The organism is Terriglobales bacterium (assembly GCA_035651995.1).
Taxonomy (GTDB): domain Bacteria; phylum Acidobacteriota; class Terriglobia; order Terriglobales; family Acidobacteriaceae; genus DASRER01.
This window is the reverse complement of sequence record DASRER010000039.1, coordinates 104,152-120,187: the sequence shown is the minus strand read 5'-3', so window position 1 is coordinate 120,187 and position 16,036 is coordinate 104,152. Positions and strand designations below refer to the sequence as shown.

Sequence of the window (16,036 nt, the reverse complement as noted above, 5' to 3'; positions counted from 1 at the left end):
GGCAGTGATCCGCCGCCCAGTCGCTACGCTCCCCCGCCGCGTCCCCAAGAACTCTGCTCGCATCGGCACGGCGGAAGCCGCGCCCCTTCCAGGCTACGGCCTCACCAATTCTCCAGCGAGGCTGTTGGGGAAGGTTGCCGTGACCCTGGCCTCCACGTAATCGCCAACCGCGGGCTCGGAGCCGGGGGGAGCGGTGAAGTTTAGCATCATGTGCTGCGACGTGCGTCCGAGCCACTGGCCGCGGGCCGGATTGTGTCCCTCCACCATCACCTCATAGATCGCGCCCATGTGGCGAAGATTGCGCTCCCGCTGGATGTCTTTTTGCCGCGCCTGAAGAATGTTCAAGCGCTCGGACTTGACCTCGTCGGAGACGCTGTCGGGCATCTGGAGCGCGGGCGTGTTGGGGCGCGGCGAGTACTTGAAGCTGAAGATGCCGTCGTAGCCGACCTCGCTCAGCAACGCGATCGTCTCTTCGAAGTCGGCGGCGGTTTCACCGGGGAAGCCGACGATGATGTCGGTGGTCAGCGAGATCTCGCGGCGCGCGGCCTTGATCCACGCGATGCGCTCCAGGTACTCCTCGCGGGTGTAGAGGCGCAGCATGGCGCGCAGCACCTTGTTCGATCCGCTCTGCACCGGCAAGTGGACGTGGTTGCAGACGGCAGGCACGGCGTCGATGGCTTCGACGATGTCGCGGGTGAAGTCGCGCGGATGCGACGTGGTGAAACGCACGCGGCGGATGCCCGGGACTTCCCCGACCGCCGCCAGCAGTTCGGCGAACGACTTGCGCCCGCTGGGATCGAGATACGAATTCACGTTCTGGCCGAGGAGTTGCACCTCGGTGTAGCCCTGGCCGGCCATGCGGCGCGCTTCGGCGAGCACCGAGTCCGATGTGCGGCTGCGCTCCTTGCCGCGTGTGTAGGGAACCACGCAGTAGGCGCAGAACTTGTCGCAGCCTTCGATGATGGTGATGTAGCCGCGGTGCGGATTGGTGCGCGCGGTGAACTCGGTTTCGAAGGTCTGGTCGGTCTGCCGGTCGTCCAGCCCGGTGACGCGCGAGTTCCCTGCCTCGATCTGCACGAGCATCTCGGGCAGCTTGCGGTACGACGCCGAGCCGCACACCAGCGAGACGTGCGGCGCGCGCTCGAAAATCCTGTCGCCTTCCTGCTGGGCGACGCAGCCCAGCACGGCGAACTTCTTGCCCTCGGCCTGGAGGCGCTTGTGGTCGTTCAGGCGGTGGAAGACCTTCTGCTCGGCCTTATCGCGGATGGAGCAGGTGTTGTAGAAGACCAGGCCGGCCTCTTCCACGGTCGCGACCTGTCGGTAGCCCTGCTCGATGAGCGTACCCACGACCTTCTCCGAGTCGTGGGCGTTCATCTGGCAGCCGAACGTCTCAATGTAGAACGTTTTTGAGGGCGCGGTGGACATGCGTGTGCCCAGTATAAACCGTTGGATGCAGGGTGAATGGCAAGCCGCGGAGGCAGCCGAGGCCAGAAAGGAGCTCTTCGTCTGTAAAGGCAAGCCAAGTCAGCCGACGCGGTAGGTGACGCGCGACGGTTGGCCCTTGCTGTTCCTGCCCTGCCATTCGCCGGCGAGCGATTTCATCTGCTCGAAGGCGGCCTGCGCGGGCGTGATGGTGACGGCGGATTTTGCGTCGGCGGCCGCGCAGAACGCGGCGCTTCCCAGGACCAGGATGGCGAGTGCGGTGGTCGGTTTCATGGGCGTTCTTCCCTTCTTCCTTTCGAGTTGAGGTTTCGTTTTGTGGATCAGAGATCTCCGCGGCGGCGTTTGCGGCGCGCCGGGTGCGATTCCGGGTTGGCTTCCACGTAGGCCTTCAGGCTGGCCAGGTTGGCGCTCCAGAACGTGCGGTACGACTCCAGCCAGTGATCGACCAGCTTGAGCGGCTCGGGGTTGAGACGATAGAGGCGCTGGCGTCCGGCACGATGCTCCTCGACCAGGTGCGCCCGGCGGAGCTGGCGCAGGTGCTTGGAGACGGCCGGGCGAGACACGGGAAAGCGGCGCGCGATCTGCCCCGCCGGTTGCGCGCCGGCGCGGAGCAGGTCGAGCACCGCGCAGCGGGTTGGGTCGGCGAGCGCGGCGAAGACGGCGGCAGGGGCCGCGGCCAGCGCCCTCTGCCCGGGCGCAGCGCGGCGGCGGCCCGTTGAATACGTAACCGAACGGTTCCGCATAATGACGTAACCATACGGTTACAGCACACCGTTTGTCAAGCGGGAAATCCTTCAACCGCGAGCGCGCCGTGGCGGGCTTGGTGGCGCCGCGGGTGTAGCATTATCATCAGTAAAGTAAGCGCGGTGCGCGCACCCGCACGGCCGGTCTTCATGGCGGCGGCGATAACCGGGGGTTCCTCTCTATAATCTGAACCACTATGCGCAAGGTGCTCGACTTCAACTCGCCCACGGAGCAGTACGTGGCCGATGCGGCAGTGTTGTGCTGCTTCGATGCGCGTCTTCGCGGCGTCGTCAGCAAATTCCTGGAGCGCGAGGGGATTCTGCGGCCCGACATGATCGTGGTCGCGGGCGGCGCGCGGACGCTCGCTTCGCCGCGCAATCCCTTCGAGCAGGAGTTCATCCTGGAGCAGTTCCGGATGTCCATACGCCTACACCAGACTCGGCGCGCGGTGTTGATGAGTCACTCCGACTGCGCGACCTATGGAGGACTGGCGGCGTTTGGCGGCGATCCGGTGCTGGAGCAGGGGCGGCACAAGATTGACCTGGGGCGGGCCGCGGAGTTGCTGGAATCAAGGTTTCCCGGGCTCAGCGTGGAGTGCTACTTCGTAACCTTCGACGGCATCCTGACGCTGAAGCCGCTGACCATCGCGGCTGACTGACACTGCCGAAACGGCGCCACGCTTGCACTTCCCCCCGGCGGGCCTGAAACTATGCCCTAAGTGCGCATCCTTACCCGCTACATCCTGCGCGAGGTGGTCTCGCACGCCCTGATCGGGCTGGCGCTGTTCACGTTCGTGGTGTTCATGCGCGACGTGGGCCGCATCCTGGAGCTGGTGGTGCGCAACAGCGCCTCGGCGCGCAGCGTGGCGGAAATCTTTCTGTTCACCCTGCCGGCGGCATTCAACGTGACGATTCCGCTGGCGGTGCTGGTGGGGATCCTGCTGGGCCTGAGCCGGCTGGCGGCCGACAGCGAGATCACGGCGATGCGCGCCTCGGGGATCGGCACGGGCGCCTTCGTTCGGATTGTTTCCCTCTTCGCGATCACGGCGTGGCTGCTGGCTTCGGTGAACAACCTGTACGTGGCGCCGCGGGCGGCGGCAGCCTTTACGCAGCTGCAGGAATCGCTGAAGAGCTCGCAGGCGACGTTCGAAGTGCAGCCGCGCGTTTTTTACGAAGACCTGCACAACTACGTCCTTTATGTGCAGGACGCGACGGTGAGCCGCGGCGCGGCGGAGTGGAAGGGCATCTTCCTGGCAGACGTGAGCGACGCGGCCGCGCCCAAGATTACGCTGGCGCGTCACGGCATCGCGCTCGAGCAGCCCGAGCAGCAGCGGGCCCGGGCGCCGGCTGCCGCGAACGGCAGCCCGGCGCTGCGCCTGCATCTGGAAGACGGCTCCACGCACGAGACACAGCTCAAGGCGCCGCATGAGTACGCCATCTCGACCTTCTCGGCGACCGACATTCCGCTGCCGCTGCCCGGCTCGAACCGGCAGGAGCGCGATACGGTGCCGACGGCCGAGCTCCCGACCAGCGAGCTGATGCGGCGGGCGCGCAGCTCGTCGCCGGCGGAGGCGCGCTGGTACGAGATCGAGTTTCACCGCCGGCTGGCGTTGCCCACGGCGTGCCTGGTGCTGGCGCTGGTTGCCATCCCTCTGGGACTCTCGGCGCGCAAGGGCGGCAAGAGCACCGGCTTCGTGCTGACCATCGCGCTGGTGTTCATCTACTACTTCGCCACACTCGCCGGGCTGGCGCTGGCGCGCCAGGGCAAGGTTCCGCCGGCGCCGGGCGTTTGGATGGCCAACGCCGTGTTCGTCGTTGCCGGCGCGTGGCTGCTGTGGCACACCGACCGGCGTCCTCTGGAGCTGGCGTGGCTGCGCGCCGTCCCCGCGTGGCTGCGCGAACAGGTAGCACGCGTGGCGCCGGCCACGACCGGACGCGGCGGTGCCTGGGAGCGGGCCATGCGCCGGGCGCGATTCCTGCGCACCAAGTTCCCGCAGATCCTGGACGACTACGTGCTCCGCGAGTTCGCCGGATACGTGGGCATGGTGCTGTCCGCGTTCCTGGTGCTCACCCTGGTGTTCACCTTCTTTGAAATTTTCAAGGACGTGCTCAAAAACGACGTCGGGCTGGCAACGCTGGGCGAGTACCTGCTGACCGTGCTGCCTTCGATGCTCTACCTGATGACGCCGATGGCGGTGCTGATCGCGGTGCTGGTGACGTTCGGGCTGATGGCGCGCGCCAACGAGATCACAGCCATGAAGGCGACCGGCATCAGCATTTACCGCGTCATTGTGCCCGTGCTGGTGGTGGCCGCCGTATTGGCGACGGGGCTGTTCTTCTTCGACCAGTTGTACCTGCCGCGCTTTAATAAGCGGCAGGAGACGCTCTTCAACCGAATCAAGGGGAAGCCCGCGCAGACGTATCTGCGTCCGGACCGCAAGTGGATTTTTGGCGAGCACTCCACCATCTACTACTACCAGTTCTACGATCCCGACCGGAACCGCTTCGGCAACATCACCGCGTTCGAGTTCGATCCCAGGACGTTCGCCATCACGCGGCGGGTCTTTGCGGCGCGCGCCCACTGGGAGCCGGAGCTGAACAAGTGGGTGTTCGAGCAGGGCTGGCAGCGTTCTTTCCGGGGCGAAGCAATTGAGGAGTACAAGACGTTCGACGTGGCCACCTTCGCCGAGCTGAACGAGCCGCCCACGTACTTTAAGAAGGAAGTGAAGCAGTCGTCGGAGATGAGCTACACCGAGCTCGAGCAGTACATCCACGACCTGCAGCAGAGCGGCTTCGACGTGGTGCGACTGCGGGTGCAGCTCCACAAAAAGCTGGCGTTTCCGCTGATCACGCTCGTCATGGCGTTGCTGGCGGTTCCCTTCTCGTTATCCGCCGGGCGGCGCGGCGCCTTGACGGGCGTGGCGACCGCGATCGGCATCGCGGTGGTGTACTGGGTGACGTCAGGGTTGTTCGAGGCGATGGGTAACGTGAACCAGTTGCCGCCGGCGCTGGCGGCCTGGTCGCCCGACATTCTGTTCGCGCTGGGCGGAGGCTACCTGACATTGAAGGTGCCGACATAGGAAGACGTTTCGCGCTTCGAGTTTCACGTAAAGTCGAAGGCGAGAGCAAAACACAAAGGGCACGCAGGCCACGAAGGCGCATCGGCAACCGCAAACAGACTCGAATCCCGCCAATTGCTAAAATCATCCAAAGTTCAGAACCGGCGACTGACAACCGGCAACTGACAACTGATCCGATGTTCAAGAGCCTGAAGCCACTCGCGCCTTACTTCCGCAAATACATCTGGGGATACGTTCTGGGCGGCGTGTCGGTGCTGCTGATGAACGGGATATGGATCCTGTTTCCGCAGGTCATCCGGCGGGCGGTGGACGACCTGACGTCGGGCATCACGCAGCAGAAGATCGTCACCTATTCCCTGCTGCTGATCGCGCTGGCGGCGGCGAAGGGCATCTTCCAGTTCCTGACGCGGTGGGTTGTGATCGGCATCTCGCGCGAGGTGGAGTTCGACCTGCGCAACGACCTGTTCCGGCGCCTGGAGCAATTGTCTTATTCGTTTTATCAGCGCACGCGCACCGGCGACATCATGGCGCGCGCGACCAACGACCTGAACGCCGTCCGCATGCTGCTCGGCCCGGCGATCATGTACACCGCCAACACCATTGTGTTCACCGTGGGCGCGCTCGTGTTCATGGTGGCGATCAGCCCCAAGCTCACGCTCTACGCCTTCCTGCCGCTGCCGATCGCCAGCATCGTGATCCAGTACTTCGGCACGCAGATTCACCAGCGCTTCGAGCGCATCCAGGCGATGTTCAGCGAAATCTCGGCGCATACGCAGGAGAACTTCAGCGGCGTGCGCGTGATTCGCGCCTACGCGCAGGAGGCGCCCGAGATCGCCAGGTTCGAGGCGGCGAACGACGAGTACATTCAGCGCAGCCTGCCGCTGGCCCGGCTGATGGGCATGCTGTGGCCGACGCTCGAACTGCTTCTGGGCACTGCGATGGTGGTGGTGCTGTGGATGGGCGGGCGCGAAGTGCTGCTTGGGCACATCACGCCAGGCAAGTTCGTGGCGTACATGGTGTACATGGTGCAGCTCACCTGGCCGGTGATCGCGCTGGGTTGGGTGATCAATATTTTCCAGCGCGGCACGGCGTCACTGGGACGCATTGACCAGATCATGCGCGAGCAGCCGGAGGTGACCGATGCGCCCGGGGCGCAGGAGCTGCCGATCGAAGGCCGGATCGAGTTCCGCAACCTGAGTTTCGCCTACAGCGGCGCACCGCAGGTGAACGCGGCCGGCAACGGCAACGCGAAAACGTCGGGGCCGGTGGAGGTGTTGCACGACGTCAATTTGGCGATCCCGGCGGGGACAAGCCTGGCCATTGTGGGACCCACGGGCTCTGGAAAATCTACGCTGGTGAATCTGATTCCGCGTGTATACGACGCACCGCCTGGAAGCGTGCTGATCGACGGCAGGCCGATCACGGACTACAAACTGGAGACGTTGCGACGGAACATTGGATTTGTGCCGCAGGAGACGTTCCTGTTCAGCGACACGGTGCGCGACAACATCGCATTCGGCGCGGCGGAGGCCAGCGACGACGAGGTGCGGCGCGCCGCCGAGGGCGCCAGCATTGCGTCTGACATCGAGGGCTTTCCCGAGCAGTACAAGACGATGGTGGGCGAGCGCGGTATCACCCTGAGCGGCGGCCAGAAGCAGCGGACGGCGATTGCGCGCGCTCTCATCCGCAACCCGCGAATTCTCGTCCTCGATGACGCGCTTTCCAGCGTGGATACCTACACGGAAGAGAAAATCCTGAACCACTTGCGCGAGATCATGCGAGGGCGGACGACCATCTTCATCTCGCACCGCGTCTCGACCGTGCGCAACGCCGACCAGATCGCCGTGCTGCACGGCGGCCGCATCGTGGAGTTGGGCACGCACGAGCAGCTCATCGCCCGCAACGGCTACTACACCGACCTGTACAACAAGCAGCTGCTCGAAGAAGAGCTGGCGGAAGTTTAGCAATCAGCGCTCAGCAGTCAGCATTCAGCCCTTGTATGCTCGTGGTGTTGCTTGCGAGCCCTTGAGCACGAATACGCAGGGGCTGAATGCTGAGTGCTGACTGCTGAGTGCTCCCATGCGCCGCTCCGTCACGCCCGAACTGCTCGATAGCGACGCCGGTACGCCCGCCGAAGTGGCCGCGTCGCTGGCCGATCTGCGCTGGATCAACAAATACTTTGGCGGGACGCGAACGATGCGACGGCTGGTGGAGCGCGTGGCGCGGGCGACGGGCGCGCGCTCGCTCAGCATGCTCGACGTGGCTTCCGGGTCGGGCGACGTCCCGCTGGCGGTTGCGGCCGCGATTCGCGGCCGGTTGAAGTTGCGCGTGACCATCAGCGACCGCGCGGAGACCCATCTGCCGGAGCCGGCCAACGCTGTGGTGGCCGACGCGATGGCCCTTCCGTTTTCCGACTTCAGCTTCGACGTGGTGAGCTGTTCCCTGTTCGTCCATCACCTGGAGCCGGGTGAGGTGGTCAGGTTCGTGCGCGAGGCGCTGCGCGTGGCGCGCGTGGCGGTGCTGATCAACGATCTACGGCGAAGCTGGGCGCATCTGGCGCTGGTGTACGCCGGCATGCCGCTGTATCGCAGCCGGCTCACGCGACATGACGGCCCGGCCTCGGTGCGGCGGGCGTACACGATGGATGAAGTGCGCGCGATGCTCGGGAACACACCGGCCGCGCGGGTTGAGATTGCCCGCGCCTGGCCGTTTCGCATGGGTGTGGTCGCATGGAAGAAGTGGCCGGCGATCGCGCCGCCTTCGGAGCGCGAGCAAAGATGAGCGAGCGCTTCGACGTGATCGTGGCCGGCGGAGGGCCGGCGGGATCGAGCGCCGCGATCACTGCCGCCCGCGATGGCGCGCGCGTTCTCCTGCTCGAGCGCGGAGGGCTGCCTCGCCACAAGGTGTGCGGCGAGTTTGTGTCGCCGGAGTCGTTGAACATTCTGCGTGGATTGCTGGGGAGCGAAGACGCGTTGCAGGCGGCTCCGAGGATTGAGCGGGCAAGGGTCGTCTTCGCTCGCGATGTGCTGGAGGCGCCGGTTCGGCCGCCGGCGCTGAGCGTTTCGCGGTATCAGCTGGATGCGCTGCTGTGGGATGCTGCAGCGCGCGCGGGTGCGGATGCGCGGCAGCAGGTGGAGGTGCAACGCGTCGCGCCCGATGGGCGCCGGTTCCGCGTAGCGGCAAGCGCTGGAGAATTCTCTGCCACGGCGGTGATCAACGCCAGCGGGCGCTGGTCGCGGGTTTCGGGCGTGAGCGCGCGGAGCAGCAAGGCGCGGCTCTTGGGTCTGAAAGCGCATTTTCGGGCGCCAAACATCGCCGACTTTGCAGGCACAACCACGCTCTACGTTTTTCGCGGAGGTTACTGCGGCGTGCAGCCGGTGCTGTCGCCCGATGGCATCGGTGTCCTGTTGAACGCGTGCGCCCTGGTGGATGCGAGTGCGGCCGCGTCGCTTGCACAGGCCTTGGCGCTGCATCCGGCATTGGCCGCTGCGGCGCGCGACTGGCAGCCCGTGATGGGGCCGGTGACGACATCGCCGCTCCTTTTCGGCACGCCGCGGCCGGTGGACGAAAACGGCGTCCTGCTCGCCGGCGACGCGGCGGGATTCATTGATCCGTTTGTGGGTGACGGAATTGCAATCGCGCTCGCGTCGGGTGCGCTGGCAGGCGGATGTTGCATTGAAGGAGGCGCGGAGCGCTACGCGCGCGAGTATCGGCGGCGGTTTGCGCCGGCGTTTCGCAACGCGCGGCGGCTGCGGCGGCTGCTGGAAATGCCCCCTCCCCTGCGCGCGCCGGTGGTGAAAGCGCTGCGCTTGCCGGGAGTGGCGGAGGCGATGCTGCGCAGGACGAGGGCGCGGCTGTGAACGATGGAAGTCAAGACCCTTCACCCAAAGGACTCGAAGGGCGCACCAAGGACACTAGATTGTACTGATAGCGGACGATATCAGCGAACCACCAGCACTTCCCTCACGTTGTCGCGGGCGAGGAAGAACTTCAGCGAGCCGAAGTCGCGGAACAGGTTTTCGATGTGCCGGTTGTTGAAGACGCGTTGCAGGCGGAACATAGGCGTGCGGCGCCCGTTGGCGAGGCCGTCCATAGGCTTCCAAACCGGCTGAAGGCTCAGGCCGTCTTTGGGCGCGATATGGTAGCGGTAGAACGGCGCGTCAGGACCGGCGTCGCGCGTGTGGAAGAAGGCGAGCAGCACGCCGCCCGGCTTCATGACGTAATGCAGGCGCTCGACTACGGGCTTGACCAACGACTCGTGCAGATAGTCGGGCATGTCCCAGAGCAGGACGGCGTCGAACAGCTCGCGCTCGTAGGCAAGATTGTCGGCCAGAAATTTCTGCGCGTTCAGCGTCGGCTTGCCCTCGGGCGACGTCATCGCCAGGCTGGAATCGAACGAGGCGAGCAGCACGTCTTCGTTGTAGGAGCGGTGTCCGAGGCCGGTGAGGTGGGTGATGTTGGCCGGCGACGTGGGCCCGAGATCGAGCACGCACAGGCTGTCGCGACCGGCGATGGCGCGGGCAAATTCGGCGAACCCGGAGGAGCGCCGCGGGATGCGTTCGCTGACGGCAGGCTGGGCCGCCAGGGCCGCCGGCGACGGGCTGGCGTCACCACGAAAGAGCCGAAAAATGTTACTGGTAACGGAACTCATTCAACTAAACCTTTAAGGGCCCTGGACGAAGTGGCGCCCGGCAGAGCGCCGCGTTCCTAATACTTTTTCTCCAACAGCGACGGATGAACATTCTGCGCCGTGGGCGATGAGGCGTGCGCCGTCGCCGTGCTCGCGCTTGCGCCCTGGCTGCTGTATGACGCCACGGCCGGCGACGCGCTCGACGACGAAGTGCTCGCCGACGCAGCCTTCGCTTCGGGCTTGGCGCCATCGGCCTTGGCGTCACCCTTCTGCGTCTCGATGCCGCCCTTGAAGTAAGCGCCGTCTTCGATGAGGATGCGCTGCGTGGAAATGTCACCCATCAGGATCGCGCTCTTTTTCAACTCCACGCGATCGGTGCCGCGCACGTTCCCTTCGACCTTGCCGTGCACGACGATGTCGCGCGCGTGAATGTTGGCGCGCACGCGCCCGTGCGGACCGATGATGAGGCTGTGTCCGCGCAGCTCGATGCTGCCTTCGACTTCGCCGTCGAGATACAGATCTTCACTGCCCGACAGTTCGCCTTTCACCAGCACCGATTTTCCGATGTGGGCCATCTCGGGACGGTAGTTATCATTTTTTACCGGATCCATTGGCGCAGCCTCCTTGGCGGGAACTACTTTTGCGGGGACAACGGGAGCGGCGGCAGGTGCGGGCGCCGGAGTTGCCGGCGGCGCGGGCCGCTCATCTTCCTTCCGAGTTCTCCACATGGTCACGCCTCCGCAACATCGCGCGCGCCACACCCGTTCCGCGCCACGTACAAGTCTGCAACCTGTCGGAACGGAATAGCTTAAGCGCACTGTAACCTAAGCCGGGTTACGGCAGCAATGAATTAGTTAAGGAAGTTGTTAAGGGGTTTTGCACAGGGGGACAGGACCTTGTGGGGCCCTCTGGCGGTGCCCCCCGGGGAGCTGTCAACCTTGCCAGTAGATGGGAACAGGATTGGGCGATCATTGCCCGGTACACCGGGGCGGCGAGGAAAAGGCCTTCGCGAGCAGTTTCCCCCACAAAACAAAAGCGACCGCCGCAGGATTCGCGCATGCGGGCCCGCACATCTCCAGGGCGGGCCCCGCCTGCGTTCCAACCGACAGTCGCTCAGCGTGCGCGCCGCGCTACTTGCGGAAGCGCGCGATCAGGCCAGTGGCCACCGAGCCCAGGCCGAGCAGCCCCAACAGCGGAAGCGGGCTGGCCGTCTGAGGCAGGCCATTTGCCTTCTGGCCGGCTGCGCCCTGGGCAGGCGTGGCTTGCGAGGCGGAAGGCTCGGTCTGGCTTGGGGCCGTCTGGCTCGAAGTCTGATCGGGGGCCGTCGTGCTCGGCTGCGCAGTCTGGTCAGGAGCAGTCGTGCTCGGTTGCGTGGTTGACGGTGGAGTCTGCGACTGCGCGCTCATGCTGGTATCGGGCGCGGTGGTGGTCGAGGGCGCCGTGGCCGCGGTGCCGCCCGGCTGCGATGTGGCCGCCTGGCCAGTCGTGTCGGGAGCAGCGGTTGTGCCGGTCGTGCTGCCCGGCGCAGTTGGCGTCTGTCCAGCAGCCGTCTGGTCGGGCGCGGCGCCCGTTGCCGGCTGCGTGGCCTGCTGCGCCGATTGCGACGCTGCGCTCGACGCCTGGTTGGCGGCCTCGCTGCCGCCGGTCATTGCGCCGGTGGCAGCGCCGGCGGCCGCACCAGTTGCCGCGCCTGCCGCAGCGCTCATGTCGCTCTGCGGATTGGAGCCGGCGCCGCTGCAGGTCTCCGAGATCATCTGCACCGACTGCACGGTGATGGTCTTTTCCGGACCGGTGCTGCTGGGCTGGGTCTCGGTGCCGGTTGCGCCGGCGCCGCTCAGGCTGCCGCTGATGGCGACCTGATGGCCGACATGCGCCTTCAGCTGATCGTCGCTGCCGGAGAGTTTGTAGGTCGTGCCGGTTGCTTTATCGGTGATGGTGTAATTGCCGCTGGAGCCGCTGAGGCAGCCCTGGATCGTCTGCGCACCCTGCGCAGGCGTTCCCGCAGCCGACGGCTGCTGACTACCAGGTTGCTGGGACTGTGTCTGGTCCGGCGTCGTGCCCGGACTCGTGGGCTGCTGCGTTAGCGCTACCGCCGACGCCAGCAGCAGTATCGAAGCCAACAATATCGCTCGTTTCATTCGATCTCCTCCGAACGTTTGCTGCCCGTGGGGCCTTGGCCGGCCCCTGGGAACAGGCGCCGCCATTCCGTAGTTAGAGATTGGTAACTAACGGGGGGTTTCCCCGCCGAGAGACCTTGGAAACAGGCCCAGGGTGCCCGTGCAGCCGTTTACGGAGCAGATAATGCATATTCAGAGTTGCTGCCCGTGCGGTGTGCGCGGGCAGCCGGCCGGCGAGGGCCCATCCCTGGCTCATCCCTAAGGTATCCTTCCCGCCGGAAGCAGCGGGAGCGACGGATCGGGACGAATGAGCGACGAACTCTACATGACCGAGGCCCTGGCCGAAGCATCGCGCGCGCAGGCGGCCGGAGAAGTTCCGGTCGGCGCGGTGGTGGTGCTCGGCGGACGCATCGTGGCGCGCGCCGGCAATCGCAACCTGAGCGACAACGATCCCACCGCGCACGCCGAGATGGCGGCGCTGCGCCAGGCGGGCGCGGCGGTGGGCAATCATCGGCTGCTGGAGTGCGAGCTGTACGTCACCATTGAGCCGTGCGCGATGTGCGCCGGCGCAATTACGCACGCGCGCATCCGGCGGCTGATTTATGGCGCCGACGATCCCAAGGCCGGCGCCGTGCAGTCGGTGATGCAGGTGCTGAACCATCCCGCGCTGAACCATCGCGTGGAGGTCACGCGCGGCGTGCTGGCGGCGCGCAGCGCCGAAATGCTGCAAAATTTCTTTCACGCCCGCCGATAAACTGCCCCGCGCAATGGAGCGACGGGCGGCCTCGCCCTTCGATACCGACCACCGAACGCAGGGAGAGCACGGACCGTGTGGGCGACCTCGCCCGCGCCGCCGTCACATCGGCATGTCCAGCCGCGGACAAAAGCAGATTTGCTATCATGAAAACAGCAACCGCAACCGGCGGCACGTCCGCCGATCGTCCCTTCCCTGGCGCGGAGAGGTGCGTGAGCGGTTGAAACGAGCCGCCTCGAAAGCGGCCATACCTGAAAGGGTATCGGGGGTTCGAATCCCTCCCTCTCCGCCATATGGTCTGCAGAAATTGTCGCCGGAGGGGCGGGCTTCGTTTGACCCTCCCCCGCCCCCGCCCATACCATGACGGCGAGCGGCCCGAATGATCGGCACAACCGTTTCCCACTACAAGGTCCTGGAGAAGCTTGGCGGCGGCGGGATGGGTGTCGTGTACTGCGCCGAGGACCTGAACCTGGGCCGCAAGGTGGCGCTCAAGTTTCTGCCCGAAGAACTCGCGACCGATCCTGACTCGCTGGAGCGGTTCAAGCGGGAGGCGCGGGCGGCTTCGGCGCTGAGCCATCCCAACATCTGCACCATCTTCGATATCGGGCAGGTGGATGGGCGGCCGTTCATCGTGATGGAGCTGCTCGAGGGCGAGACGCTCAAGCACCGCATTGACGGCAAGCCGTTGCGCTCCGAGCAACTGCTCGACTGGGCTATTCAGATTGCCGACGCGCTCGACGCGGCGCACGCCGAGCGCATCATTCATCGCGACATCAAGCCGGCGAACATCTTCGTGACGCGGCGCGGGCAGGCCAAGATCCTCGACTTCGGGCTGGCGAAGGTGAGCGGACAGCCGCACGGCTCGCAGGCCGAGATGGCAACGTCGCCGGCGACGCGCGACCTGACCAGTCCGGGCACGGCGATCGGCACGGTGGCGTATATGTCGCCGGAGCAGGCGCGCGGCGAAGAGCTCGACCCGCGCTCCGACATTTTCAGCTTCGGCGCGGTCATCTACGAGATGGCGACGGGCAGCGTGGCGTTTCACGGGGGCACGTCGGCGGTGATCTTCGAAGCGATCCTGAACCGGGCGCCGGCGGCGGTGGCGCGGCTGAATCCCGACCTGCCGCCGGAACTGGATCGCATCATCAACAAGGCGCTGGAGAAGGACCGCGATCTGCGCTATCAGTCGGCGTCGGAGCTGCGCGCCGATCTGAAGCGGCTGAAGCGCGACACCGACTCGGGACGTACGGGGGCTGTGTCCGCTGTGGGGCCGCCGCGGCAGCGCCAGGAGTCGGGAAGGAGCTTCACCTCGGTGCTGGCTGCGGCGCCGCGGCAGGGAATGCTGTGGGGTGGGATCGCGGCGGCGGTCATCGCCATCATCGCGCTGGGCGCGTTTTTGTTGAACTCGCGCAAGGCGCGCGCGCTGAGCGAACGCGACACGCTGGTGCTGGCCGACTTCGTGAACACCACCGGCGACCCCGTCTTCGACGGCACGCTGCGCCAGGCGCTTGCCGTGGACTTACAGCAGTCGCCCTTCCTCAGCGTGCTGAGCGATTCGCGCGTGCGGCAGACGCTGCGGCTGATGGGGCGCTCCCCCGACGAGCGCCTGACCAGCGACGTGGCGCGCGAGCTGGCGCAACGCGCCGGCAGCAAGGCGTACCTGACCGGCTCGATCGCCTCGCTGGGCAGCCAGTACGTGGTCACGCTGAGCGCGCTGAACGCATCCACCGGCGACACCATCACGCAGCGGCAGCAGCCGGCGGCGTCGAAGGAAAAAGTGCTGGCGGCGCTGCACACGGCGGCTTCGGATTTGCGCGAGAACCTGGGCGAGTCGCTGAGCTCGATCAAGGCAACGAGCAAGCCGCTGGATGACACCACGACGTCATCGCTGGAGGCGCTGAAGGCGTATGCCATGGGCGAAGAGAGGCGGCAGCGCGAGGGTGATCTGCCCGCAATTCCCTTCTACAAGCGCGCGGTGGAACTCGATCCCAATTTCGCCTTGGCGTATGCGCGCATGGGCGCCGCCTATGGTAACAGCGGCCTGCGGCAGCTCTCGCGCGAAAACCTGACCCGGGCGTTCGATCTGCGCGACCGCGTGAGCGAGCTGGAAAAGCTGTACATCACGGCGCGTTACTACGACGGCGTCCTGGGCAACATGCCGAAGTCCATCGAGGCCTACCAGCTCTGGACGAAGACCTACCCGCGAGACTGGTCGCCGCACAACAACCTGGCGGTGATGTACAGCAGCATCGGCGACTTTCCGAACATGCTCTTGGAGGCGCAGGAAGCGATGCGCCTGGAGCCCAACCATTCGCTGCCGGTCATCAACGTGGCGGCGGCCTACATGTTTCTCGGCCGCCTGGACGAAGCCAGCGCCGTACTGGACCAGGCGGTGGCACGGCGCCTGGATACCGATACCGTGCACGGCCTGATTGCGTCAGTGGCGTACTTGAAGGGCGATACGGCCGCTCTCCAGCGTGAACAAGAATGGATCAAGGGCAAGCCGGCCGAGTTCAACGCGGTCGCGTTCAGGGCACAGACTGCGGCCATCGCCGGCAGGCTGAGGGAGGCGATTGCGCTAGAGCGGCAGGCGGCACAGATGGCGGAGCAGAACGGAGGTCCTCCGGTGGTGGCCACCCTGCTGGCCGGGACCGGCTTCGGAGCGGCGCTGCTCGGCCAGAACGCAACCGCGCGCCGGTTCGCCGAGGAGGGCCTGAAGAAGGACCCGAAAGGCGACGTGCGCGTGCCCGTCGCCTTGACGCTGGCCTGGCTTGGCGAGAAGCAGCGGCCTGAAGGGCTGTTGAGAGAAGTCCTAGCCGAGCACCCCGAGGACACGCTGATCAACAAGCTGGTTGCGCCGGAGGTGCGCGCCGCGCTGGCTTCCGATCCTCTGCGGGCCGTGCAGGAGCTGGAGACCGCCCGTCCCTACGAGAAAGCGGGCGTCGAGACCAACTACATGCGCGGCATTTATTACCTGCGGCAGAAGAACGCCCAGGCCGCCGCCGCCGAATTCCAAACGGTACTCGACCGCAAGTTCGTTGACTTCGGCAGCGTGGCGCATCCATTGGCCCAGGTAGGGCTGGCGCGCGCCTACGCGCTCCAGGGCGATACCGCCAAGGCGCGCACCGCCTACCAGGACTTCTTTGCCCTGTGGAAGAATGCCGACCCCGATATCCCCATCCTCATCGAGGCCAAGGCGGAGTACGCGAAACTGAAGTAGCTGCAGGCTGCTAAGACCCGGCCAGACGCAGCTGGCCATCTCTACACTG

13 protein-coding genes and 1 tRNA gene are annotated in these 16,036 nt (G+C 65.8%); 8 read left to right on the top strand and 6 right to left on the bottom strand.

Annotated elements, in window-relative coordinates:
- Window positions 1-93 precede the first annotated feature (93 nt).
- The 3 genes from miaB to VFA60_13720 all read right to left on the bottom strand — a co-directional run bounded on the left by miaB (window position 94) and on the right by VFA60_13720 (window position 2,186).
- Window positions 94-1,425 (bottom strand): tRNA (N6-isopentenyl adenosine(37)-C2)-methylthiotransferase MiaB, encoded by a 1,332-nt coding sequence (miaB, locus tag VFA60_13730; protein HZQ92849.1) that lies wholly within the window; start codon window positions 1,423-1,425, stop codon window positions 94-96.
- A 99-nt stretch (window positions 1,426-1,524) separates the two neighbouring features.
- Complete coding sequence (locus VFA60_13725) at window positions 1,525-1,716, bottom strand: hypothetical protein (protein ID HZQ92848.1); 192 nt, start codon at window positions 1,714-1,716, stop codon at window positions 1,525-1,527.
- A gap of 47 nt (window positions 1,717-1,763) precedes the next feature.
- The gene (locus VFA60_13720) at window positions 1,764-2,186 is read right to left on the bottom strand and encodes a metalloregulator ArsR/SmtB family transcription factor (protein HZQ92847.1); all 423 of its coding nucleotides are present in this window, start codon (window positions 2,184-2,186) and stop codon (window positions 1,764-1,766) included.
- Window positions 2,187-2,383: 197 nt separating this feature from the next.
- Between VFA60_13720 and VFA60_13715 the strand changes: the two genes are divergently transcribed.
- The 5 genes from VFA60_13715 (at window position 2,384) to VFA60_13695 (ending at window position 9,126) form a co-directional block, all read left to right on the top strand.
- Window positions 2,384-2,845 carry a carbonic anhydrase gene (locus VFA60_13715; GenBank protein HZQ92846.1) on the top strand — a complete coding sequence of 154 codons (462 nt, stop codon included), beginning with the start codon at window positions 2,384-2,386 and terminating at the stop codon, window positions 2,843-2,845.
- 60 nt (window positions 2,846-2,905) lie between these two features.
- A complete protein-coding gene (gene lptG / locus VFA60_13710; GenBank protein ID HZQ92845.1) occupies window positions 2,906-5,266 on the top strand; it encodes an LPS export ABC transporter permease LptG in 2,361 nt (786 codons plus the stop codon).
- A 176-nt stretch (window positions 5,267-5,442) separates the two neighbouring features.
- Window positions 5,443-7,230, top strand: a complete 1,788-nt coding sequence (locus VFA60_13705) for an ABC transporter ATP-binding protein (protein ID HZQ92844.1) — start codon at window positions 5,443-5,445, stop codon at window positions 7,228-7,230.
- A 115-nt stretch (window positions 7,231-7,345) separates the two neighbouring features.
- Entirely contained in the window at window positions 7,346-8,047 is a 702-nt protein-coding gene (locus tag VFA60_13700) for a methyltransferase domain-containing protein (protein HZQ92843.1), read from the top strand.
- Window positions 7,996-9,126 carry an NAD(P)/FAD-dependent oxidoreductase gene (locus VFA60_13695; protein ID HZQ92842.1) on the top strand — a complete coding sequence of 377 codons (1,131 nt, stop codon included), beginning with the start codon at window positions 7,996-7,998 and terminating at the stop codon, window positions 9,124-9,126. The genes VFA60_13700 and VFA60_13695 overlap by 52 nt, the downstream gene beginning before the upstream one ends.
- An 80-nt stretch (window positions 9,127-9,206) precedes the next feature.
- On the opposite strand, the gene VFA60_13690 is transcribed toward VFA60_13695, so the two are convergent.
- From VFA60_13690 to VFA60_13680, 3 genes are all read right to left on the bottom strand, one after another.
- Window positions 9,207-9,917 (bottom strand): SAM-dependent methyltransferase, encoded by a 711-nt coding sequence (locus tag VFA60_13690; protein ID HZQ92841.1) that lies wholly within the window; start codon window positions 9,915-9,917, stop codon window positions 9,207-9,209.
- A 56-nt stretch (window positions 9,918-9,973) separates the two neighbouring features.
- Window positions 9,974-10,507: a polymer-forming cytoskeletal protein gene (locus tag VFA60_13685; protein HZQ92840.1), complete on the bottom strand. Its 534-nt coding sequence runs from the start codon at window positions 10,505-10,507 to the stop codon at window positions 9,974-9,976.
- Window positions 10,508-11,026: 519 nt separating this feature from the next.
- Entirely contained in the window at window positions 11,027-12,034 is a 1,008-nt protein-coding gene (locus VFA60_13680) for a hypothetical protein (protein ID HZQ92839.1), read from the bottom strand.
- Window positions 12,035-12,320: 286 nt separating this feature from the next.
- Here VFA60_13680 and tadA point away from each other — a divergent pair, with 286 nt between their 5' ends.
- The 3 genes from tadA (at window position 12,321) to VFA60_13665 (ending at window position 15,987) form a co-directional block, all read left to right on the top strand.
- A complete protein-coding gene (gene tadA, locus VFA60_13675; GenBank protein HZQ92838.1) occupies window positions 12,321-12,767 on the top strand; it encodes a tRNA adenosine(34) deaminase TadA in 447 nt (148 codons plus the stop codon).
- A 202-nt stretch (window positions 12,768-12,969) separates the two neighbouring features.
- Window positions 12,970-13,059: transfer RNA gene (locus tag VFA60_13670), tRNA-Ser, on the top strand.
- An 87-nt stretch (window positions 13,060-13,146) separates the two neighbouring features.
- A complete protein-coding gene (locus tag VFA60_13665; protein ID HZQ92837.1) occupies window positions 13,147-15,987 on the top strand; it encodes a protein kinase in 2,841 nt (946 codons plus the stop codon).
- Window positions 15,988-16,036: the final 49 nt, after the last annotated feature.